Raw genomic sequence first — 22,389 nt, forward strand, 5'->3', positions numbered from 1 at the left:
CATCATATTTGGCATTTGATTGTTATCCATGATTGGCATCATATTTGGCATTTGATTGTTATCCATTATCGGCATCATATTTGGCATTTGATTGTTATCCATTATCGGCATCATATTCGGCATTTGATTATTATCCATGATTGGCATCATATTTGGCATTTGATTATTATCCATATTCGGCATTTGGTTGTTATCCATGATCGGCATGATGTTTGGTATTGGGTTATTATCCATGATTGGCATTATATTTGGTGGTTGATTATTATCCAACATTGGCATGATGTTTGGCATTTGAATATTTGGCGGTATTACTTGTGGAATAACTACATTCTCTTTCGTTACATTTGGTGACACGATATTCCCTACATTTTCTTTCTTCACTTGCGGTGACACGATATTTCCTACATTTTCTTTCTTTACTTGCGGTGACACGATATTCCCTACATTTTCTTTCTTCACTTGCGGTGACACGATATTCCCTACATTTTCTTTCTTTACTTGTGGTGACACGATATTTCCTATGTTTTCTTTCTTTACTTGCGGTGACACGATATTTCCTATGTTTTCTTTCTTTACTTGTGGTGACACGATATTTCCTACATTTTCTTTCTTTACTTGCGGTGACACGATATTATCTTTTTTCGTTTGCGGAGAAATGATGTTATTAGGTTTCATTTTAGTAATTTGAGGAGCAATTAACTCACTTCCTTTTTTAATTACATCTGAAATTTTATATTCTTTTTTTGCTTTTATTGGTGGTTGCGGCGGCTGTGGTAATACATTTACCGAAAACTTTGTGTTTTCTTTTTCTGCTGGTTTTTGTTTTTCTATAACAGTTGGTTTTTGAATAACAGACGGTTTTTCAACTGGTTTTTCTATTTGAATTGGCTTTTCTTTTTGCACCTCTTTTTGTGGCTTTACCTGCACTTCTTTTTGCGGTTTCACTTGCATTTCCTTCTGTGGTTTTACCTGTACCTCTTTTTGTGGTTTCACTTGCATTTCCTTCTGTGGTTTTACTTGCACTTCTTTTTGTGTTTGTTGCATAGCAGGTTGCTGTGTAATCGGCGCTGATTGATACGTAACTTCTTCCTCATCCTCTATTCCAAGCGGAGTTGGCGTTGCTGCAAATTCTTTTTGTTGCACTTCTTTTACGTATTGTTTTGGAGGTGATGAACCTGCTCCAGCATGTTGTTTCACGTGAACGCTGTTTGATGGTACTTTAATTTTCATACCTGGCATGATTAAATCTGGATTACTAAGTTGTGTATTTGTATTTTTCAACGTATCAAAATCTACTCCGTACTTTTTCGCAATTTTCCAAAGGGTATCCCCTTTTTGCACGATATGAATTTTCAAATTTTCCCCCTCCTGTATAACTTATCTATAAGTAACAAATCTCATGAAGTAACCCTTTCTAAATAACGCTAACTTCTTTTCACTTGTATCACTTCTTCGATTTTCAATATGATTAGAAGTGGAATAAGCATAAGAAAATCACAATGATTTCTTCAAAACAATGTATGCCCATTTCGTTCTCGTTATGATTATATGCATGAAAAAAAGCAACAGAAATACCGTTGCTTTACACACGCTCTAACATACGATTTAATGCAAGAACCGCTTCTTCAGTCACTTGTTTATCTACGCTAATAACGTTAATTTCTTCTCCTCTTTCTACCGTTTCAAGCACCCATAATAAGTGCGGCAGATCAATTCGATTCATCGTTAAACACGGACACATAAATGGATTAAGTGAAACAATCTCTTTATCTGGATGTTGCTGAATAATTCGGTTCACTAAATTCATCTCTGTACCAATTGCCCATTTACTTCCAGGTGGCGCTGCTTCAATCATATCAATAATATATTTCGTTGATCCTGCGTAATCCGAAGCATCAACGACCTCATAGCAACATTCTGGATGTACAATAATATTCATATCCGGATGATTTTTCCGTACGTTCTCAATGTTTTTCACTGTAAAGTTTTGATGAACCGAACAATGCCCTTTCCATAAAATCACTTGAATTTCTTCTATATCTCCATCGTACTCTAATGAATCTGTATGTGGGTCCCATACTGCCATTTTATCTAATGGGATACCTAAATCGTAAGCTGTATTTCTTCCTAAATGTTGATCCGGTAAAAAGACAAGACGCTCTTTTTGTGTAAACGCCCAAGACACCATTTGTTTTGCATTAGAAGAAGTTACTGTTGCTCCGCCATTACGACCACAAAACGCTTTAATTGCAGCTGTAGAGTTAACATATGTTAACGGAATCATCGTATCTCCAAATAATTTTGCGAGCTCTTTCCATGCCCTTTCTGTTTGTTCAATATCTGCCATATCTGCCATCGAACAACCTGCACGCATATCTGGCAAAATAACGATTTGATCATCTGTCGTTAACATATCTGCTGTTTCTGCCATAAAGTGTACACCGCAAAATACAATATATTTCGCTTCTTTATTGCTCGCTGCAACTTGTGCAAGCTGAAGTGAATCTCCTGCTGCATCAGAAAATTGTACCACTTCATCTTTTTGGTAATGATGTCCTGGAATAAATAGTGTTTTCCCCATTTTCACTTTAATTTCACGAACACGCTTTTCCATTTCTTCTGTTGTCATCGTGTAATAACGCTCTGGTAACATCGTTTCAATCGGTTGCACTTTTTCTAAAATACTCATATTCCTTTCTCCCCCTCTAAGCCACTTTCCTTACGCCTCAATATTGAAACTAATATCAAGTGCTTTCACTGAATGTGTTAACGCTCCAAGTGAAATATAATCGACCCCTGTTTTTCCATATTTCGATAAATCTTCAATTGTAATGCCTCCTGATGCTTCCGTAACGATGGCACTTGGTACAATCTTTGAAAACTCCCGGATCTCATCTGGCGTACGGTTATCAAACATAATAATATCTGCACCAGCAGCTACAGCCTCTCTCACTTGCTCCTCCGTTTCTGTTTCCACTTCTACTTTCACCATATGTCCTAATTTTTCTTTCACCGATGTAACAGCTTTCGTAATAGAACCAGCAAAAGCAATATGATTGTCTTTAATCATGACACCGTCATATAAACCGAAACGGTGATTAAATCCGCCTCCGCACACGACTGCATACTTATCAAACATGCGTAGCCCTGGCATCGTTTTTCGAGTATCGCAAATACGTGTATGGCCGCTAGCTAAAGCAAGAACAGCTTTATGTGTCATCGTAGCTATCCCGCTCATACGCTGGATAACGTTTAATATAACGCGCTCTGCCGTCAATAACGAAGCAATTGGTCCTTGCGCAGTTGCTATTATTTCGCCCTTTTCTACAAGATCTCCATCTTTTTTATGAAGCTCCACTTCAATTCTTTCATCAATTAATTTAAATCCTTCTTCAATTACTAAACGCCCCGCAAAGACACCTGTATCCTTCGCAAGAAACGTTCCTTTTGAAAGTAAATTGTCTGGAAAAATAAGCTGAGATGTTACATCTCTTTCTCCTATATCTTCTAGAAAAAATCGATTTAATGCTTCTTTCACTTTTATCGTGTTCATAGAGCCCCTCTTCCCTTCATCACACAAGTTGTAGTTTTCTTTTCACTCGAACGATCTCTTTTTTTACGCTATTTCTATCTGGATAGTCACTTCGATAATGGCCACCAATACTTTCTTCTCTTTGCAAAGCTGACACGACTATAAGCTCACAGGCTGTTAACATATTAATAAGCGTTATCTCTTCATTTGTAAGAGCATCATGTTGTAATATCATATTTCGAACACCGTACTTACTAAGCCATCTCTTTGCATAAGATAAACTTTTCTCTGTTCGCACAATCCCAACATATTTCATCATGCATTCTTGTATTTCTTCTTTCGCCGGCAAATGATTCAGAACGATAAACTTCTTTTCCTTCCCAGCCACGTTGTTCCAGCTTTCTTTTGTCGCTTTCGTTAAAATATGTTTTCCTATTCTTTTTCCAAACACAAGACCTTCTAATAATGAATTACTTGCTAATCTATTTGCTCCATGAACACCATTACAAGCTACTTCACCGACCGCATATAAATTTGGAATGGACGTCTCCCCATCACAGTTCGTTTTCACGCCGCCCATATGAAAATGAGCACCGGGTACGACTGGAATGCGTTTTTCATTTATATCGACACCATTCTTTTCACACAATGATGATACAGTCGGAAAACGTCCTTCGAAATTTTGAATAGACTCGATATTTACATACACTTGTTCACCCGCCAAAAGCTGCTCATGAATCGCTCTTGCTACTACATCACGTGGTGCGAGATCGTGATCAGGGTGTATATTCATCATAAAACGCTGCCCTTTTCCATTCATAAGGACAGCTCCTTCACCACGGACAGCTTCAGAGACGAGGCCGCAGCATCGCCCGTTCGCGTATAACATTGTTGGATGAAACTGTACAAACTCTAAATCTACGAGCTCCCCGCCTGCGCGGTACACCATCGCAAGTCCATCACCCGTAATTGTCTTATCGTTAGAAGTAAAGGCGTATAAACCGCCAATCCCACCTGTTGCTAACACCGTATAATCTGCAACGTAACGCTTCAACTTCCCTTCACTAGTTCTTGTTAAAACTCCAACACATTTATCATTTTCTATAATAAAATCGAGCACCATTTCCTGTTCCACTACCGTAACGTGCGGAGCTACTTCTTGAATGAAATGCTCTAATAAATTCTTTCCTGTTGCATCGCCACCTGCATGTAAAATACGACGCTTTCGATGTGCGCCTTCTTTTCCAAGATGAGGACCCGTTTCATCTCCATCAAATTTCATTCCATTTTCAATGAGATTATTCATTTCTTTCGGTCCTTCCTCGACTAAATAACGGACCACATCTTCATTGTTATAATGACATCCTGCTACTAACGTATCTTCAAAATGATCATTTGGATTGTCATATGTAGCAACTGCTGCGGCAATTCCACCTTGCGCTAAATATGTATTATTATTACGATTTGTTTCCTTTGTGATAATAATCACATTCTTTTCGTGACAAATCTCTTTCGCAACACGAAGTGCCGCAACGCCACTTCCAATAATTAAGACATCTGCACTTGGCATAATTGTTGCCTCCTACTTTACACTTTTCAACTGTCTTGACACCTATATTTACATAGTTTTAAAATAATGACAAGAGTTTTTTTATAATTCTTATTTTCACTACCATTTAAAAAATACAAGAAATGTAACTCTTACTAGGGAGAGGAACTTACATGATGATATATCTTGACTATGCAGCTACTACACCTATGAGTGAAGAAGCATTACACACATATATGAAAGCAGCATCGCAATACTTCGGAAATGAACAAAGTTTACATGATATTGGAGGAACAGCCTCTTCTTTATTACAAGTTTGCCGAAAAACATTTGCTGAAATGATTGGTGGAAAGGAACAAGGGGCATTCTTCACAAGCGGTGGCTCGGAATCCAACTACCTTGCGATTCAATCCCTTCTCAATGCTCGAAATAAGAAGCACATTATTACGACACCTATGGAACACGCATCCATTCGAAGTTATTTTCAATCCTTACAATCAGAAGGGTATACCATTACTGAAATACCTGTTGATGAAGACGGGCTAATTCATTTAGAAGATTTAGAAACAGCTATTACAGAAAATACTGTTCTAGCAAGCATACAGCATGGAAACTCTGAAATCGGAACCGTTCAAAACATCACAGAGATCGGGGCACTTTTAAAAAAATATAACGTTTTATTTCATTCAGATTGTGTACAAACATTTGGTAAACTTCCTATCAATGTTTTTGAGATGGGAATTGATAGTCTCTCTGTTTCAGCACATAAAATATACGGACCAAAGGGTGTTGGCGCTTGCTATATAAATCCCCAAGTTCGCTGGGCACAAATATTTCCAGGAACTTCTCATGAAAAAGGATTTCGCCCAGGTACAGTAAACGTTCCTGGCATCGCATCTTTTTTAACAGCTGCTGAGAATATATTAAAAAATCAACAAGAAGAGAGCTTACGTTTTAAAGAGTTACGATCCTACTTTTTAAGACATTTACAAGCGCTTCCTCTAGAAATTCAAGTAGAAGGTCATTCTACTTCTTGTTTACCACATATTGTTGGGGTTACAATAAAAGGAATAGAAGGTCAATATACAATGCTAGAATGTAATCGCCATGGTATTGCCATTTCCACTGGAAGTGCTTGCCAAGTCGGTAAACAAGAACCTTCGAAAACAATGCTTGCAATTGGAAAAACGTATGAAGAGGCAAAACAATATGTTCGCTTCTCTTTCGGACAACAAACAACGAAAGATCAAATTGATACTACTATTCATGCACTACACACAATTGGAAATCAATTTTATAGAGGTGTTAAATCATAATGAAACAAAATGAACAAAAAAAGATTTTAGGTGAAGAAAGACGACAACTTATCCTTCAGTGGCTTCTTGCTGCAAATGAACCGTTATCTGGGAATGAACTATCGAAAAAGACAAATGTAAGTAGACAAGTTATCGTGCAAGATATTTCCTTGCTTAAAGCACGAAACGAACCAATTATTGCGACTGCTCAAGGGTATTTATATTTAAAACCACAAGAAAAACAACAAGCTTTCGAACGCGTAATTGTATGCCAACATAAACCAGCGGAAGTACGTCAAGAACTTACAATGCTTGTTGACCACGGCGTTACGATTAAAGATGTAAAAGTTGAGCATCCTGTATACGGTGACTTAACAGCGTCCATCATGGTAAGTAATCGCTTTGATGTAGAGCAATATTTACAAAAAATTGAAAACACGAATGCTTCCTATCTTTCGCAACTAACAGATGGTATTCACTTACATACAATTGAGGCAGATTCAAAAGAGAAATTAGACGCTGCTTGCGAGGCACTAGATAAAGCAGGATTTCTCGTTTATTAATTCATGTAAAGCACAGAGTTTTTATCATTCTCTGTGCTTTTTTAGTGATATAATATTGTAATCAATTGTAAAGGGGATCAAACATGGGAATTGAACTCGTTCACTTTAGCATTGGCAAACCAAAACAAATGAAATATAGCGAAGATAAAGAAATGATTACTGGTATATGTAAAGAACTTGCAGAAGAAGCTTTTCTCTCAAAAGATGGATTTCGTGGTGATGATGTAGCCGATTTAAAACACCACGGGGGACCTGACCGCGCAGTTTGTGTGTACCCACACGAACATTACGCACTATGGGAAGAAGAATTTCAAACTACGCTTCCAGCTTCCACATTTGGCGAAAACATTACCGTAACAAATATGTTAGAGCGTGATGTTTGCATCGGAGATACATATCAACTAGGTGAAGCAATCATTCAAGTGACACAAGCGAGAGTACCTTGTAGCACAATTTCAAAACGCCTTGGTATTCCTGGCATACTGCCGCGCATTGTAGCAACTGGATTTACTGGTTATCTATGTCGCGTTCTTCAAGAAGGTACTGTACGTAAAGATTCTAAAATTACATTACTAGAACGTCAACCGCGCAATGTTTCTGTTTTGTTCTCTAACGAAATTTATTTTCATAATAGAAAAGATAAAGATGGCATCGAAAAGATTCTTGCTGTTCCAGAACTAGCCGATATTTGGCGTGGGCAGTTAGAGGATCGTCTTGCGAAGTTAAAATAAATAGAATCCCACCATTTATAGGTGGGACTCTATTTATCTATCACAAAATGTATTATCCGATGAAATTATATCAGCAATTAGAAGGGAAATATCGACAGTTCATCCACCTCTCTTACAACCAATAAGAACAATAACTCCCGAGCACAGTAACAGAAAAACCGAGCGCTTCAAGCTCCATCGTTACGCCTGGCAATAATACATCATCGTATGCTTTATCGACATCGATCAAGAAAAAGTAATTTCCAAGACCTGTTTTCATCGGACGCGATTCGATTTTTGATAAGTTTAATTTTCTCCATGCAAAAGCTGATAACACTTGATATAGCGCTCCTGCATAATCAGCGGGTAACGTTATCATAAGCGTCGTTTTCTCCCCTCGGTTTTCTCCGTTATTTGGGAGTATTGCTTTCTTTTTCTTATGGAGCACGAGGAAGCGTGTATGATTATTTTTGTGCGTATGAATGCTACGTCTTACGATCGTTAATCCATATTTTTCTGCAGCTGCTTCATTTGCAATGGCAGCGATTTTTTCTTCAGGATGTTCTTTCACATATTGCGCAGCTGCACTTGTTGATGTCATATCTCGGACGGTTACCCCTTTTAATTCTTCATTTAAAAACTTATGACATTGTGCAATAGCGTGTGGATGAGAGTGCACTGCATATACTTCTTCCCAAACTTCTGCATACTGCGGATGTACAAGTAAATGCTGCTGAATTGGTACTGTAATTTCTCCTACAATAGAAAGTGGTTGCTCATGTACGAGGTAATCAACTGTTATATTCACTGAACCTTCTATCGCATTTTCTAGTGGTACCACTGCATAATCTACATTTCCATTTGCAGCTGCATCCATACAATCTGGAATCGTTCGATACGGTACATGCTCTGCTTCCGGAAAAAAACGACTCACCGCCATATTTGTAAATGTTGCTTCTGGTCCTAAATATCCTACTCGAATCATCGTCTTTTCCCCTCTTTTTCGTTTTCTTACTGTTATACCATACTTTTTTATATTCTTCTATGTAAATTTCGAATATTAAAAAAAGACTAGCATTCGCTAGTCTAAATGTTTCCTATATTCTCTTTGAGCGAAAAAGAAATACATGATGCATGCAGCGATATAATACAGAATAAACAAACCTACTTTTCGTAATGAACCATCCATAAAGATCGTATTATGGAACGTATATAACGCAACTGCACTATGCATACTCCCAACTAGAATTGGCGCAAAAAATAACATACATAATTGCCAACGAGAAATTTTCCACACTTCTTCCTTCGTCATTCCAAGCTTAGCAAGTGCCCCGTACTGCTTTCGATCAGATGCAATATTATGAAACCATTTAAAATATACGATACTACATGAAGTAAGAAAGAATAATATACTAATGAATGATCCTATAAATAGAGTAATATCACCGAACGATTTCATATTCACATATAACTCCATATTACTTCGAAATGCATTATCTTTATCTTGTTTCATATGTTTCCGTAAATCTTCATTTAATTCTTTCGTATTTTCGATATTTGGTAATGTATAGCCTCTATATATCATTTTTTCAGAATCAGGAACCTTATTTGCTATACTGTCAAAGTCTTCATCATGCATGACGAAGAACAGACCATTAATGTGCGAAGGATGATGGTTAAATTGAACCCCTTCTTTCTGACCGTTAAATACGAATTGATATGGTTGATTCGTTACTTGCAATTGAATCTCTTTTTGATTATATACATTCGAATTATTGTATTTATTATAATAAACGAGTATAACTGTTCCTTTTTTAGGATGATACGTTTTCTGTTTTTGTTTTCTTGCCTCTTGATTGTATTCACTTTCTTTAATGAGCGGCGCTACTTCTATTTCTCCCTTATTGGACTGAAAAGATGCATACACTCCAACAAAACTCATAGATTGAAAGTCATTATATCCATATTGGTGCAATAATTGTTCAACCGTGCCTTCCGCAAAGACTTCATGAGAAGAAGTACCCTTTTCTATGTAAGAAAATGAGTGTACGCCCCCGCTCCGCCACATATCTTGCATACCAGAAAAATATAAGAACACCGTACCTGTTGCCGTAACTACAAACGTCGTTGCCATTGACATTAGAAAGAAAAAACGACCATTTTCCTTCATTCGATGTGACAATTGATTCACTATAAATAAATACGGATATGTATACATAATCTTTTTATTTCGTTTTATTATTTCTAATATTTGAGCAGTGCCGTGTGTAAAAGAAAAATAAGTTCCGAAAAAGACAAGTATAGACACAGGAAAAAAATAGAATGCTATCGTTGGTATAGTCGCTTGTAACGCTAACGCATATCCTATACCTAAGCAAATAAATCCGAATATACAAAGCCGCATTGATGTTTTCTTCTCTTTTCTATCCTTGCGAAATTCTTTTAATAACCGAATGATTTTTATATTCCATATACGTAAAGCACTTATAAAAGATAACAGAATAAAAACAACCATGTATGTAATAAACGTTACCCCAATCGCTCTCACGTCAAATATGACAGGGAGTTCTTTCGGAAGCCCCAGTAACATACTAAACACCATGAGGAAGAGCTTTAAAAAGATCATACCAAGCCCAATACCGAAAATATTAGCAAATACCCCGATCAATATTTGCTCGGTCATAATTACTCCTATTACGTTAGACTTCGTTGCTCCCATTAACATATATAACCCTAATTCTTTCTTACGCGCTTCTATGAAAATAGAAGTAGAGTACAAAATAAATATGACGAAAAAAGAAATGATTATAATATTACATATAATAAGTCCCCAGCGTACGTTTTGATACCACATCGTCTCCTGCATATACGGATGTACAATGACAGACATGTATGCAAAAGACGCGAATATTGCAAAGCAACTACTTAAGAAAAACACTTTATAATTACGCCAATTTCCTTTTATATTTTGCAGCGCTAGTTGCCGAATGTTCATCTATCGTCCCCCTATAACTTACTACATAGGCAAAAAGCTAGAGATTTCTCTAGCTTTGCACATGTTTCAAATATCCTCTTTGCGCGATTATAAAGTAAATCGCAGAAGCTACAACGTATGCCCCAATTACAATCGCTCCTGATTTCCACAAATCGATATAAAGCATTTTCCCTAACGTATGAAGAGCAAATCCACTATGAATTGCACCGATTAAAATTGGGATAAAGAAGATAACGCCCATTTGTCGAATTGCAATTTTGCGAATTTCTTTATCTGTCATACCGATTCTCTTTAACGATTTAAATTGAATACGATCTTGTTCTTTATCGTTAAACCATTTAAAGTATGTCATACTACAAGCGAAGAAAAAGAACAGCACAGCTACGAAGAAACCGATAAACATCGTAATTGCTCCTGATTCCCTTATATCTTTATAAGCAAGCACTGAGTTGTTTAGTTCCATTTGCTTATCTGGTGCAATTTCATTTTTCAAATCTAACACAAGGTCTTCCGTACTTTTCCAGTCTTCTATATAATAACCGTAATATTTCGTCTTTTCTTCATTTGGTACAAGCTTTGCGTATTTCTCAAAATCTTGATCATTCACAATGAGATATTCACTATCATTAAAAACAGAAAATGGAGTTGGCTCATTTAATTGAACAGACTGCGTTTGGCCGTTCATTTTAAATTCATACGGTTTTGAACGATCTATCTTCATCATGTCGTTCGCTATATCCATTATGACCATCGTTGCACTACCTGGTGCATTATGAACTTCTCTAACTTGCTCTCTCTTTTGTTTACGTACTTCAGCGTTATATTCTTTTTCTGAAATAATCGCCATCGGCACTTCATGTTCACCGTTAAACATCGTGATTTTTTGACTTCCAGGAAGTTTTACGTACGTTACTTCTCGCACATCTTCAAATCCGTGTTTTTTTATTAATTCTTTTGCTTTTCCTTCTTTTATGACATTATGCGTATTTATTCCCTTTTCCTCGTACGAAATAGCATGCGGGGTACTAGTTGCTGCCTTATAACTCATATCCTCAAAAAACACGTACAGTGTACCAACTGCTGAAGATACAACCGCCGTAATAATAGAAATTACAAATAGAAAACGAGCATTATCTTTCATTTTATAAATAAGATTGCTAAGTACGAACATATTTGGATATATATAAAAAGATTTTTTTCGTTTTTGTAACGCCTTTAATACGACTGTACTACCTTGTGTAAACAGTAAATAAGTTCCGCCTATCGTCAGCCCTACAATCGGTAAAAACAGAATGATAAAATTCATAAATGTCACTTGGAAGCTAAGTACATATGCAACAATAATACATCCTATACCAACTACACATAACGATGTAAATGCAAAAGGTTCTACTTTTTGTTTTCTTGCTTCTCTTAATAAATCAATAATTTGCAAGCGTCCTACCGTCCAAACGCTAAACAATGATAGGATTAAAAATAGAATAAAGTATACACCTGCTGTAATAAGAATTGCTTTACTATTCCATACGAGTGGAAGTGTTTTATCTATTTTCAATATTACGCTTAATGCTTGGAAAAATAATTTCGAACAAAGCATACCAAGCCCAATACCTACTACAATTGCAATACTACCTAACATAAGCTGTTCTAATATAATCATTCGGCCAAGTTGAGATTTTGTTCCACCTATTAATGTTAATAGACCAAACTCTTTTTTTCTTGCTCGTAAAAATGTTGAATTTGCATATAAAATAAAGAGTGCTGAGAAGATGACTACAATATAATTCATCGATTCTAGCCCTTTTGAAATCATCTCTCTCATACTAATATTACCACTTACGACATCTGGATGATAAATAAAGGAAGCATACATGAAAAATACGACAATCGATAAACAGCTACTAATAAGGAAAGCTTTATAATTACGCCAATTTCCTTTTACGTTATTAAGCGCGAGCTGGCGAAAGTTCATGATATTCTCCTCCTAGCATCGCAAGTACGTCCAGAATTTCTTGGAAAAAGGCTTGTTTCGTTCTTCCTTTATGTATTTCTGAGAAAATTTCTCCGTCGCGAATGAAAAGAATACGTTCGCAATAACTCGCCGCTACTGGATCATGCGTTACCATTGCAATTGTCACTTTCTTTTGTTCATGTAAATCTTGCAATGCACTCATTAATGATTTTGCTGACTTCGAATCTAAGTTTCCAGTTGGCTCATCCGCTAAAATTAGCGTAGGTTCATGAATGATCGCTCTCGCTGCTGCTGCACGTTGTTGTTGTCCGCCTGACACTTCATATACTTTTTTATTTAAAATTTCTTCGATATTTAAAAATTTTGCAATCTCAAGCACTTTCGCATCGATTTCATTTACAGATTTCTTCGCCATTACAAGTGGTAAAATGATATTTTCTTTAATCGATAACGTATCAAGTAAGTTAAAATCCTGGAAAATGAATCCTAAATGTGTACGGCGAAACTCCGCTAATTTTGCAGCACGCATTTGATTAATTTCTTCACCATTTACAAGCACATGACCTGAAGTTTGCTTATCAATTGTTGCTAATAAATTTAAAAGCGTTGTTTTCCCGCTCCCTGAAGGCCCCATAATTCCTACAAATTCGCCTTCTTCTATTTTAAAATTTATATCGTTTAAAGCAGTCGTCGCTACTGAACCTTTTGATTGGTACACTTTTGTTAATCCTTTTACTTCAAGAACACTCATTTCTAATCCCCCTATGTGTTTTCTTCTTACACTTACTATAAGAAAAATAAGAAAAAGAAACGAGTGATTTCCCTTACAAAACGTTTTGTTATCTTACAGTTTTGTCATTTTTCTCATTAATGTATGATATTCTTCATCTTTTGCAAATTGGAACGTGAATGTTGTCCCTTCCCCTTCAGCCGATTGCACATACATTCCATGATGTAAATTATCGCAAATTTCCTTCGTAATATATAAACCCATTCCAGTCGCTTCTCTCGTTTTACGGCCATTTATTCCCGTAAAGAATGGATCAAATATACGTTTTACATCTTGCTCTGGAATACCAATTCCATTGTCCTTAATATGTAGTAACACCTTTTGATCTTTCTCTTCAATTTGAAATTGAATTTCCTTTTTCTCTGCTTCTGAAATTTTCGTATACTTAATTGCATTTACAACAATTTGCCCTATAGCAATACTGAGCCATTTTCTATCAGATGCAACTATACAAGTATCTTCATCAAACATTACTTTCGGAAATACCGACGATTGAATGAAAGATTTTCGATTTTCATTAATAATACCCCTGATGATATCTATCACATTTACTACTTCTACTTTATAATCTTTCGCAAATTGCTCTAACCTTGCCATATGTAACGCTAAATCTAAACCATTTAGTATACGATTATTTTCCTCACGAATACTTTCAACTGTTGCTCTTGCTTCACGATGCTCTTTACCAAACTTTTGCAATAGCAATTCTATAACCGATACTGGTGTTTTCATTTGATGAATCCATTGGTTCATAAATATCATTTGCTGTTGTTCTTTCGCATGTTGTTTATGAACTTCATTCATATATTGCTGTCTTAATAGCGTAAACGATTCAACAACCATCTCTTGCTCTGACGTATAAGAAGTATCAATAAGTAAAGAGTCGTGTAATGTATTTCCGCTAGCAACATATTTTTCGATTCTTTTTAAAAATACACTTCGTTTTCGATAATCGTAAATGAGGTATACAGTAAATACAACTGTCCCTAATAAAAGCCCATATAACCACGTACTCCAATCAATGGATCTTTTTTCTAAAAGACTTTGCAACTGCAAAACGAGCCCAAATAAACAAAGGCTAATAATATAAGAAAGAAGTAAAGAAAAACGGTCCATGAGGTAATTTTTAACCTTCATGCCCTTCGCCCCACTCTGTAAGAAGCGCATAACCATATCCGCGTTTCGTTACAATTGCATTTTGAATGCCTAGCTCCTCTAGTTTCTTCCTTACGCGTTTTACATTTACGGTTAATGTATTATCATCAACAAAAGCTACCTCGTCCCACAGGGCTTCTAACAGTTCTTCACGCGTTACATATTGATTTGCTTGTTTCATTAAACATTCTAATAAGTAAAATTCATTTTTTGTCAGCTCCGTTTGTTGCCCCTGCCACTCAACAATGTGCTGGGACGGAAATAACAACAGTCCATTTACACCTAAACAATCACTCTCAGCAACAGAGGCATACTCACCATAGCCACGACGAAGTGCACTTTTCACCTTAGCCATTACAATATCTAAATGGAATGGCTTCGTAATGTAATCATCTCCGCCATTCTCGATCGCCATTACTTGATCCATTTCCCCTGTTCTTGCAGAAACAAAAATAATCGGCGCATTCGATATAGTACGAATTTGACGACACCAATAAAAACCATCAAAATATGGTAAATTAATATCCAGTAATACGAGATGAGGATTTATTTTCACGAACTCATCTTTTATATGACGTAAATCACTTGCTCTAAATGATTGATAGCCATACCTTTCTAAATGCTCCTCTAATATTCCCGCTATTTTTTCATCGTCTTCTACAATTAATATTTTATACATGTCCGTTTTCTCCCCATAAAAAATTCTTCCAAAGCCACTCCTTGTTCTATTATAAATTGAAAATTTAATTAGTGGGTATTTTTTCCTATATGAATCAGACATTTACAATAAAAAAAAACTGCCATATTTCGGCAGTCTTAATCGATAAATTCAAATTGATATTCAAGAATTTTTACAATATCTCCGTCTACTGCACCACGTGCACGAAGGGCTTCATCAATACCCATTCCACGCATTTGACGAGCAAATCGGCGTACAGATTCATCACGTGAGAAGTCTGTCATTTTGAATGTTTTCTCAATATCATAACCAGAAATAACAAATGTGCCATCACTTTCGCGTGTAATTTCAAAATTAGATTCAGATTCAAATTTGTACATTACACTTGCTTCAGATTCTTCTACATCATCGTACATTGGGAATTCTGGTGTTGTTTCTAATAAGTTCGCTACTTCAAATAGTAAGTCACGAACACCTTGTTTCGTTACAGCTGAGATTGGGAAAATTTTCACTTCGTCTCCCAATTTTTCTTTAAATGCTTGTAAGTTTTCTTCTGCACCTGGCATATCCATTTTGTTTGCAACAACAACTTGTGGACGCTCAGTTAAACGCATATTGTATTCTTTTAGTTCACTATTGATTGTTACATAATCTTCATATGGCTCACGGCCTTCTAAACCAGACATATCGATAACGTGCACGATTACACGTGTACGCTCAATATGACGTAAGAATTGGTGTCCAAGTCCGACGCCGGCATGTGCACCTTCAATTAGTCCAGGAAGGTCAGCCATAACGAAGCTGCGGTTATCACCAGTTTCAACAACACCAAGATTCGGAACGATTGTTGTAAAGTGATACTCTGCAATTTTCGGACGCGCTGATGATACAACAGATAATAATGTAGATTTACCTACACTTGGGAATCCAACAAGTCCAACATCTGCTAGCACTTTAAGTTCTAGCGTGACATCACGTTCTTGACCTGGTTCACCGTTCTCAGCGATTTCTGGCGCTGGGTTCGTCGGTGTTGCGAAACGTGAGTTACCACGACCACCGCGGCCACCCTTTGCGATTACAGCTGTTTGTCCATGCGTTACTAAATCGGCAAGAATTTCACCTGTTTTTTCATCTTTTACTATTGTTCCCGGTGGAACCTTTACGATTAAATCTTCAGATTTACGACCATGCTGACCTTTACTCATTCCATGCTGACCACGATCAGCTTTGAAATGACGTTGGTAGCGGAAGTCCATTAATGTACGTAAGCCTTCCTCAACAACAAAAACAACATCTGCACCTTTACCACCGTCGCCACCTGCTGGGCCACCTTTAGGTACATACTTCTCACGACGATACGCAACCATTCCGTTACCACCGTCGCCGCCTTTTACATATATCTTGACCTGATCTACAAACATTATTTCACCACACTTTTTTCGATTGGTTGTAATATAACTGAGACTTCTTCGTCTCGTACTGTATAAGAAATGGAATACCATTTATTGTTTTGGTTCGCAAGCCAATTCTGTAGTTCTTCTACACTCGTTAGCTTACCACGAAAATCAAAAAAGAAACGAGCATTCTCCGCGTCACATTCAATTGTGATACAAACATAATTTTCAACATATACGTCTAAACTATGCTGAAGTATTGAGAAAAATTGATTCGTCCATATACATACAGTCTCATCTAAGTGAGATAAGTTATGTAATTTCCCTAATACTTCGTACTCCAATAAGCACGGCTGCTGTTTCCAATTATATGTTAAAATCCACTCTGAAAATAAAGGCATTGATAGCCCTATCAGATTGGATTCTTGTCTCGCTTCTTGGACAAAACGATCGATGAGACTATGAATCTCTTCCACTTTTCCAAGGGAAAGGTTTCCTTTCACCATCTGCATACGATTGAGCCAATCATGTCTTGAATGACGCAATGCATCTATAATTGTCCATTTTTCATTCATTTAGATACCCCTTAATATAGAAAAACTCTAACCTGCACTCAGGTTAGAGTTTTCCGTGAGTTCTTATGCTTCTTGAGCAACAGGATATACGCTCACTTGTTTGCGGTCACGGCCAAGACGCTCAAAGCGTACTACGCCGTCAACTTTCGCGTATAAAGTGTCATCGCCACCACGACCAACGTTAACACCTGGATAAATTTTTGTACCGCGTTGACGGTAAAGAATTGAACCACCTGAAACCGTTTGACCATCTGCGCGTTTAGCACCAAGACGTTTTGACTGAGAGTCACGACCGTTCTTTGTACTACCTACACCTTTCTTAGATGCGAAAAACTGAAGATCTAATCTTAACATACGTTACACCTCCTGCACTTTTTCTATTAAACGGATATACTTTCCGTAATCAAGTTCGATCGTCTTAAGCGAAACAACCAATCCTTCTAAAAGCGTTTGTGCTTTTTCTGCTGTATGAACGTCTAAATCATTAGGCAATTCATACGTTAAGAATCCGCCATCACTTCCGAGTTCAATAGTTGCCTGCACATTACAAAGTTCTTCCACTGCATTTATAGAACCAAACACAACCGCTGTAGTTCCAGCACAGACAAGATCTTGTCCATGTGGCGCATAATCGGCATGTCCAGTCATTTTAAATGATTGGATACTTCCTAATTTCGTGCGACTTATCGTAATTTTAATCATGTTAACCTGGATTAAGCGTTGATAGCTTCAACAACTAGCTTAGTGTAAGGTTGACGATGACCTTGTTTCTTACGATTGTTCTTTTTCGCTTTGTATTTGAAAACGATGATTTTCTTAGCGCGACCTTGTTTTTCAACTTTCGCAGTAACTGTTGCACCTTCTACAACTGGGCTACCAACTTTAACGTTTTCGCCACCAACGAAAAGAACTTTGTCAAAAGTAACAGTTTCACCAGCTTCAACATCTAATTTTTCAATGTAGATTGCTTGACCAGCTTCAACTTTAATTTGTTTTCCACCTGTTTCGATAATTGCGTACATACTTGCACCTCCTCTTAATTACTAAGACTCGCCAAAAACGAGGTAGACATAAATGTCTTTAGGGAACCTGTCTTGTGCGGTTGTAGCATATAGCCGTTTAGGTGCTATAAACTATAACATAAAGATGTTATCATGAATCATAGACGGTTGTCAATAAATGTTCTGCTAACTATTTTTTCCGTTCTACAATTTCTATTTTACTTCCAAAACGAATAATTGCGTACTTTTCGATCATATCATCTTTGAAATAAATTTCAAATGGAATATTTTTTTGTAATTCTTTTTGCAAAAATTGTTTTTGCAAATTTTTAGGCGCAGCGATTAATACTGCCTCATCCTCTATATTTCCATATGTGATTAGCTCTCTCTCTAACTCATACGCAATTGTTTCATATGACATTACATACCCCGTCGCTTTGCAAGGTACACACTCTTCTAGTAATACGTCGCGTAAAGAATGTTTCTTACGTTTACGTGTCATCTCCAAAATCCCTAACTCTGTAAAACCGAGCACTCTTGTATATGTGCGATCATTTTGCATAGCAGCCATCAGACATTCTCTTACCTTTTCTTTATCTTCTCTTCTTTTCATATTAATAAAATCAATTAATATCATACCACCGATATCACGCAGTCTTAATTGACGTGCAATCTCTTCAGCTGCCACTTCATTTGTACGAAGGACTGTATCTTGTAAATTCTGTTTTCCAGTAAACTTGCCCGTATTCACATCAATTACAGTCATCGTCTCCATTTGTTCCACAATTAAATAAGCACCATTCGGGAGCCACACAATTTTTTGAAGTGCTTTCTCGATCTCACGCTCTATTCCAAAATGGTTAAACATTGAAGATTTTTCATTATAAAAAGATACTTTTTCTTTTCCGACCTTTTCTTCTAATTCTTTTACTATACTTCTTGTATCTACAACTACTTTTTCAATCGTTTCAATCGGATTCTCTTGGAATACACGATCTAAAAAGGTCGCCGGTCGATGAAGTAGTAACGGTGCCTTTCCTTGCCCCTCTTTTCTTTTTAGCTCTTCATATAACTGCTGTAACCTTTGCATTTCAGCTTGTATTTCTTCAATTTCTCCTTTTTCAGAAGCAGAGCGGAAAATATAACCTCCTGTCCCTTCTACCTCAATTTGGAGTAGCTGTTGCCTTCTTTTATTATTTTTTATTTTTCGAGAAATCGCACGCATTTCATCATATGGCATATAAACGACATATTTCCCGGTAAATTCTATGTTTGCCGTCAATTTCGGCCCTTTCGTATCAATTGCCTCTTTCACAACTTGCACGAGTACCGCTTGCCCTTCATGTATACGATAAGAAGATGGTACATCATCGTATGAAAGGTACGCATGTTTTTCTAAACCGATGTTTACAAAAGCTGCGTTCATTCCAGCAATCGTTCTTACGATACGTCCAACATAAATATGCCCAACAATCTCTTGTTCTTCATTTCGTTTCCATAAAAACTCAACAATTTTTTTCTTCTCTTCAATTGCAACGCGTTTTTCCGATCCTGCATAGTTCATATATAACGTTTTCAAAATTCTTTCCTCACTTTATAATCTTCTTTGCTTTTACAATAATAAAAGGTTAGTGCTATCGTCAACACTAACCGATTAATTCTTCAACAGATGAAGTTGTTCGTTTTTCAGTAAAATACGCATAGAGTAATTCATTTTCATCCAATGTGTAATGTTCTTTATATTTTCCATGGACGATAATAGAGTGCTTATACCCTCTACGAAATTTTGTGAATATCTTATATAAATGATCTTCTGATTGCACTTCAATAGGTGCAATCTTTTCAATTCCTCTTTTGTTCCCATAATAACGTTCCAATAAAAAACGCATAAAAGAATACTGTCTTTGTTTCCACTCTTGATATAACGACACCGCTAAAAATATGAGTAGTACCCACATCATAATATTGTTACTATTCCAAAGTAACTGCCACACTAGTATTACACTAAAAAAAACACATGATAATTTCATCATCTTTTCATGTGCTTGTAAATAAGGAAAACGATATGATAATACGTTAAACAATACTTTCCCACCGTCAAGCGGCCAAATAGGTAGTAAATTAAATGCTAAAATAATTATATTATTCCATATAAAGAAATAATATAAATCCGCACCCAGCCAACCAGCTTCAAACACTATATAACCTACCACCATCATCCAAATATGTTGTATAGGCCCTGCAATTACAACAACAAGTTCCTCTTTCAATGACTTATTCCCGTGTTCCTCAAGCTCAGCCACACCACCAAACGGTAAAAGTTGAATCTTTTTAATACGCCAATTGTAGTGTGCCGCCGCAAAGGCATGCCCAAGTTCATGGATAAGAACGATACAAAATAACAGTATTAACTCTTTAAAACGAGCCGTAAAAATACCAATAACAATAATAACCCAAAACAACGGATGCACTGAAATCTTCGTTAAAACTTCTCTATATTTAATCAAATGAAATCACCTGAATCGGGTCAATAAATTTTTCATTCTTTTTTATCGCGAAATAAAACTTACCATTTTTATTATTTGCATCATTATTCACCGTTCCAATTTTTTGTTTCTTTGAAACGTAATCATATAATTTCACTGTCATGTCATTTAAATTCGCATACCACGATTCTGTTCCATCTGCATGCTGAATTTGAACCGTATTACCAAGTTCCTCTTTCTTACCTGCAAAAACAACTAGCCCTTCATTCACTGACTCAACAGTTGCATTTGTAGCTGTTTGAACAAATACACCTTGGCCATTTTTTTGAAACCCTTGCATTACCTTTCCAGAAGCAGGGATGGCATAATCTTTTTGCTGAATCGTTCCTTCTTTTTTCTCAGTAGGTGAATAAAATACGAGTGGTTTTCCAAACTGCTTTTCGTACCATTTCGCTACAGTAGCAAACTGAAATTCTTCTTTCATCACTTTTTCTGTAACAGCTTTAGCACCGTCGAAAGAAGAGGGTGCATTCTTATATAAAATAGCGACAGAAAGAACTAATATTGCTGATAACAAAAATTTGAAGAAAAATACTTCTTTTCGAAATAAAGGATGAATTTCCTTTTCTCCTTCTTCAATAAATACTGTTTCACTATCAAAATTCCCTCCAGCAAAATACTGCTCTTCCTCCATCCTTTCTTGCTCTGCCTTCCTTTTCGCAATCCGTTTTTTAATTTCTTCTACACGTCTATTCTTCATACTGTCTCCTTTCTTTCGTTAAGCTAATTTACATAGAAACAGTTGTATACAGTTTGTACATATGTATGAGCTAGGAAAGGAAGATATTCGTGTGAAGAAAAAAGAAAGCACTTCGCATATGTGCGAAGTGCTTTTAACGGATTCCAAAGAAGTTTTTCATCTTTGTAAATACCGATACCTTTTCTTGTCCAAATGCTTGCAATGGTACATTCTCACCCAACAAGCGTCTTGCAATATTACGATAAGCTAACGCTGCTTTTCCGCTCGGTTGCAACGCTACAGGTTCACCTGTATTTGTAGCACGAATAACTTCATCATCATCCTCGACAACACCAAGAAGCTCGATTGACAATGTACGTACGATTTCATCAACATCTAACATATCCTGCTCATGAAGCATATGACTACGCACACGATTAATAACAAGTTTTGGTGGTTCAATATCCTCTTTTTCTAAAAGCCCGATAATACGATCCGCATCGCGCATTGAGGATACTTCTGGCGTCGTAACAACGATTGCTTTATCCGCACCAGCTACCGCATTTTTAAATCCCTGCTCAATCCCCGCAGGACAATCAATTAATATGTAATCATAATCTTGACGTAATACTTGTATTAATTCATCCATTTGTTCAGGTGTTACCGCTGATTTATCACTCGTTTGTGCTGCAGGTAATAAATAAAGATCATCAAAACGCTTATCTTTAATAAGCGCCTGAGGTAAACGGCAACGCCCTTCAACGACATCAACAAGATCAAATACAATACGATTTTCCAGCCCCATTACTACGTCTAAGTTTCGAAGACCGATATCTGTGTCAATTAAGCACACTTTCTTTCCAGATAACGCCAGGGCTGTACCAATGTTCGCAGACGTTGTAGTTTTACCTACTCCGCCTTTTCCAGATGTAATTACTATTGCCTCTCCCACAG

General features: G+C 36.6%; 22 protein-coding genes and 1 other annotated feature. Of the genes, 3 read left to right on the forward strand and 19 right to left on the reverse strand.

Annotation, left to right across the window (positions count from 1 at the left end; all coding sequences use genetic code 11):
- The 4 genes from exsA to nadB form a co-directional block, all read right to left on the reverse strand.
- Positions 1-1,356: spore coat assembly protein ExsA (exsA, locus tag CER22_RS23005; protein WP_088609676.1), on the reverse strand; the 1,356-nt coding region annotated here is incomplete at its 3' end.
- A gap of 226 nt (positions 1,357-1,582) precedes the next feature.
- The gene (gene nadA, locus CER22_RS23010; protein WP_088609677.1) at positions 1,583-2,689 is read right to left on the reverse strand and encodes a quinolinate synthase NadA; all 1,107 of its coding nucleotides are present in this window, start codon (positions 2,687-2,689) and stop codon (positions 1,583-1,585) included.
- 30 nt (positions 2,690-2,719) lie between these two features.
- On the reverse strand, positions 2,720-3,553 hold the full coding sequence (gene nadC, locus CER22_RS23015; RefSeq protein WP_087985320.1) for a carboxylating nicotinate-nucleotide diphosphorylase: 834 nt from the start codon (positions 3,551-3,553) through the stop codon (positions 2,720-2,722).
- Between the two features lie 19 nt (positions 3,554-3,572).
- Positions 3,573-5,102 carry an L-aspartate oxidase gene (gene nadB / locus CER22_RS23020; RefSeq protein WP_088609678.1) on the reverse strand — a complete coding sequence of 510 codons (1,530 nt, stop codon included), beginning with the start codon at positions 5,100-5,102 and terminating at the stop codon, positions 3,573-3,575.
- Positions 5,103-5,254: 152 nt separating this feature from the next.
- Here nadB and CER22_RS23025 point away from each other — a divergent pair, with 152 nt between their 5' ends.
- The 3 genes from CER22_RS23025 to CER22_RS23035 all read left to right on the forward strand — a co-directional run bounded on the left by CER22_RS23025 (position 5,255) and on the right by CER22_RS23035 (position 7,670).
- Positions 5,255-6,397 (forward strand): IscS subfamily cysteine desulfurase, encoded by a 1,143-nt coding sequence (locus tag CER22_RS23025; RefSeq protein ID WP_000973754.1) that lies wholly within the window; start codon positions 5,255-5,257, stop codon positions 6,395-6,397.
- A complete protein-coding gene (locus CER22_RS23030; protein ID WP_000812272.1) occupies positions 6,397-6,939 on the forward strand; it encodes a transcription repressor NadR in 543 nt (180 codons plus the stop codon). The genes CER22_RS23025 and CER22_RS23030 overlap by 1 nt, the downstream gene beginning before the upstream one ends.
- Positions 6,940-7,022: 83 nt before the next feature.
- A complete protein-coding gene (locus CER22_RS23035) occupies positions 7,023-7,670 on the forward strand; it encodes an MOSC domain-containing protein (RefSeq protein ID WP_048541383.1) in 648 nt (215 codons plus the stop codon).
- Between the two features lie 112 nt (positions 7,671-7,782).
- Here CER22_RS23035 and pheA read toward each other — a convergent pair whose 3' ends face one another.
- The 15 genes from pheA to minD all read right to left on the reverse strand — a co-directional run bounded on the left by pheA (position 7,783) and on the right by minD (position 22,387).
- Positions 7,783-8,634, reverse strand: a complete 852-nt coding sequence (gene pheA, locus CER22_RS23040; RefSeq protein ID WP_088123453.1) for a prephenate dehydratase — start codon at positions 8,632-8,634, stop codon at positions 7,783-7,785.
- A 96-nt stretch (positions 8,635-8,730) separates the two neighbouring features.
- The gene (locus CER22_RS23045) at positions 8,731-10,644 is read right to left on the reverse strand and encodes an ABC transporter permease (protein ID WP_088609679.1); all 1,914 of its coding nucleotides are present in this window, start codon (positions 10,642-10,644) and stop codon (positions 8,731-8,733) included.
- Between the two features lie 49 nt (positions 10,645-10,693).
- Positions 10,694-12,616, reverse strand: coding sequence for an ABC transporter permease (locus CER22_RS23050; protein WP_088609680.1), 1,923 nt, complete (start codon positions 12,614-12,616; stop codon positions 10,694-10,696).
- Positions 12,591-13,367 (reverse strand): ABC transporter ATP-binding protein, encoded by a 777-nt coding sequence (locus CER22_RS23055; RefSeq protein WP_000114530.1) that lies wholly within the window; start codon positions 13,365-13,367, stop codon positions 12,591-12,593. The genes CER22_RS23050 and CER22_RS23055 overlap by 26 nt, the downstream gene beginning before the upstream one ends.
- A 93-nt stretch (positions 13,368-13,460) precedes the next feature.
- Positions 13,461-14,543: a HAMP domain-containing histidine kinase gene (locus tag CER22_RS23060; RefSeq protein ID WP_088609681.1), complete on the reverse strand. Its 1,083-nt coding sequence runs from the start codon at positions 14,541-14,543 to the stop codon at positions 13,461-13,463.
- On the reverse strand, positions 14,533-15,240 hold the full coding sequence (locus tag CER22_RS23065) for a response regulator transcription factor (RefSeq protein ID WP_088609682.1): 708 nt from the start codon (positions 15,238-15,240) through the stop codon (positions 14,533-14,535). Before CER22_RS23065 ends, CER22_RS23060 begins: the two co-directional genes overlap by 11 nt.
- 137 nt (positions 15,241-15,377) lie before the next feature.
- Positions 15,378-16,661: a GTPase ObgE gene (gene obgE / locus CER22_RS23070; RefSeq protein ID WP_000497119.1), complete on the reverse strand. Its 1,284-nt coding sequence runs from the start codon at positions 16,659-16,661 to the stop codon at positions 15,378-15,380.
- A complete protein-coding gene (locus CER22_RS23075) occupies positions 16,661-17,209 on the reverse strand; it encodes a sporulation initiation phosphotransferase B (protein WP_001003578.1) in 549 nt (182 codons plus the stop codon). The genes obgE and CER22_RS23075 overlap by 1 nt, the downstream gene beginning before the upstream one ends.
- A 63-nt stretch (positions 17,210-17,272) precedes the next feature.
- Positions 17,273-17,563, reverse strand: coding sequence for a 50S ribosomal protein L27 (gene rpmA / locus CER22_RS23080; RefSeq protein ID WP_000944957.1), 291 nt, complete (start codon positions 17,561-17,563; stop codon positions 17,273-17,275).
- Positions 17,564-17,566: 3 nt separating this feature from the next.
- Positions 17,567-17,911: a ribosomal-processing cysteine protease Prp gene (locus CER22_RS23085; protein WP_002001054.1), complete on the reverse strand. Its 345-nt coding sequence runs from the start codon at positions 17,909-17,911 to the stop codon at positions 17,567-17,569.
- An 11-nt stretch (positions 17,912-17,922) separates the two neighbouring features.
- A complete protein-coding gene (rplU, locus tag CER22_RS23090) occupies positions 17,923-18,231 on the reverse strand; it encodes a 50S ribosomal protein L21 (RefSeq protein WP_000270907.1) in 309 nt (102 codons plus the stop codon).
- 14 nt (positions 18,232-18,245) lie between these two features.
- Positions 18,246-18,323: a sequence feature (ribosomal protein L21 leader region), on the reverse strand.
- A 77-nt stretch (positions 18,324-18,400) separates the two neighbouring features.
- A complete protein-coding gene (locus tag CER22_RS23095; RefSeq protein ID WP_088609683.1) occupies positions 18,401-19,789 on the reverse strand; it encodes an Rne/Rng family ribonuclease in 1,389 nt (462 codons plus the stop codon).
- A 67-nt stretch (positions 19,790-19,856) separates the two neighbouring features.
- Positions 19,857-20,717: a stage IV sporulation intramembrane metalloprotease SpoIVFB gene (gene spoIVFB / locus CER22_RS23100; protein ID WP_088064477.1), complete on the reverse strand. Its 861-nt coding sequence runs from the start codon at positions 20,715-20,717 to the stop codon at positions 19,857-19,859.
- Entirely contained in the window at positions 20,710-21,456 is a 747-nt protein-coding gene (spoIVFA, locus tag CER22_RS23105) for a stage IV sporulation protein SpoIVFA (protein ID WP_088064478.1), read from the reverse strand. Before spoIVFA ends, spoIVFB begins: the two co-directional genes overlap by 8 nt.
- A gap of 133 nt (positions 21,457-21,589) precedes the next feature.
- The gene (minD, locus tag CER22_RS23110) at positions 21,590-22,387 is read right to left on the reverse strand and encodes a septum site-determining protein MinD (protein ID WP_000503312.1); all 798 of its coding nucleotides are present in this window, start codon (positions 22,385-22,387) and stop codon (positions 21,590-21,592) included.
- Positions 22,388-22,389: the final 2 nt, after the last annotated feature.

The organism is Bacillus sp. K2I17, from assembly GCF_002209985.1.
GTDB classification, from domain to species: Bacteria; Bacillota; Bacilli; order Bacillales; family Bacillaceae_G; genus Bacillus_A; species Bacillus_A wiedmannii.

Excerpts from the sequence above, each read along its gene's own strand:
- pheA (WP_088123453.1), bottom strand. The coding sequence starts at position 8,634 with ATGATTCGAGTAGGATATTTAGGACCAGAAGCAACATTTACAAATATG.
- CER22_RS23085 (WP_002001054.1), bottom strand. The coding sequence starts at position 17,911 with ATGATTAAAATTACGATAAGTCGCACGAAATTAGGAAGTATCCAATCA.
- rpmA (WP_000944957.1), bottom strand. The coding sequence starts at position 17,563 with ATGTTAAGATTAGATCTTCAGTTTTTCGCATCTAAGAAAGGTGTAGGT.
- CER22_RS23065 (WP_088609682.1), bottom strand. The coding sequence starts at position 15,240 with ATGTATAAAATATTAATTGTAGAAGACGATGAAAAAATAGCGGGAATA.
- CER22_RS23060 (WP_088609681.1), bottom strand. The coding sequence starts at position 14,543 with ATGAAGGTTAAAAATTACCTCATGGACCGTTTTTCTTTACTTCTTTCT.
- nadC (WP_087985320.1), bottom strand. The coding sequence starts at position 3,553 with ATGAACACGATAAAAGTGAAAGAAGCATTAAATCGATTTTTTCTAGAA.
- CER22_RS23075 (WP_001003578.1), bottom strand. The coding sequence starts at position 17,209 with ATGAATGAAAAATGGACAATTATAGATGCATTGCGTCATTCAAGACAT.
- CER22_RS23030 (WP_000812272.1), top strand. The coding sequence starts at position 6,397 with ATGAAACAAAATGAACAAAAAAAGATTTTAGGTGAAGAAAGACGACAA.
- rplU (WP_000270907.1), bottom strand. The coding sequence starts at position 18,231 with ATGTACGCAATTATCGAAACAGGTGGAAAACAAATTAAAGTTGAAGCT.
- nadB (WP_088609678.1), bottom strand. The coding sequence starts at position 5,102 with ATGCCAAGTGCAGATGTCTTAATTATTGGAAGTGGCGTTGCGGCACTT.
- CER22_RS23025 (WP_000973754.1), top strand. The coding sequence starts at position 5,255 with ATGATGATATATCTTGACTATGCAGCTACTACACCTATGAGTGAAGAA.
- obgE (WP_000497119.1), bottom strand. The coding sequence starts at position 16,661 with ATGTTTGTAGATCAGGTCAAGATATATGTAAAAGGCGGCGACGGTGGT.
- CER22_RS23045 (WP_088609679.1), bottom strand. The coding sequence starts at position 10,644 with ATGAACATTCGGCAACTAGCGCTGCAAAATATAAAAGGAAATTGGCGT.
- spoIVFA (WP_088064478.1), bottom strand. The coding sequence starts at position 21,456 with ATGAAGAATAGACGTGTAGAAGAAATTAAAAAACGGATTGCGAAAAGG.
- CER22_RS23055 (WP_000114530.1), bottom strand. The coding sequence starts at position 13,367 with ATGAGTGTTCTTGAAGTAAAAGGATTAACAAAAGTGTACCAATCAAAA.
- nadA (WP_088609677.1), bottom strand. The coding sequence starts at position 2,689 with ATGAGTATTTTAGAAAAAGTGCAACCGATTGAAACGATGTTACCAGAG.
- CER22_RS23035 (WP_048541383.1), top strand. The coding sequence starts at position 7,023 with ATGGGAATTGAACTCGTTCACTTTAGCATTGGCAAACCAAAACAAATG.
- CER22_RS23050 (WP_088609680.1), bottom strand. The coding sequence starts at position 12,616 with ATGAACTTTCGCCAGCTCGCGCTTAATAACGTAAAAGGAAATTGGCGT.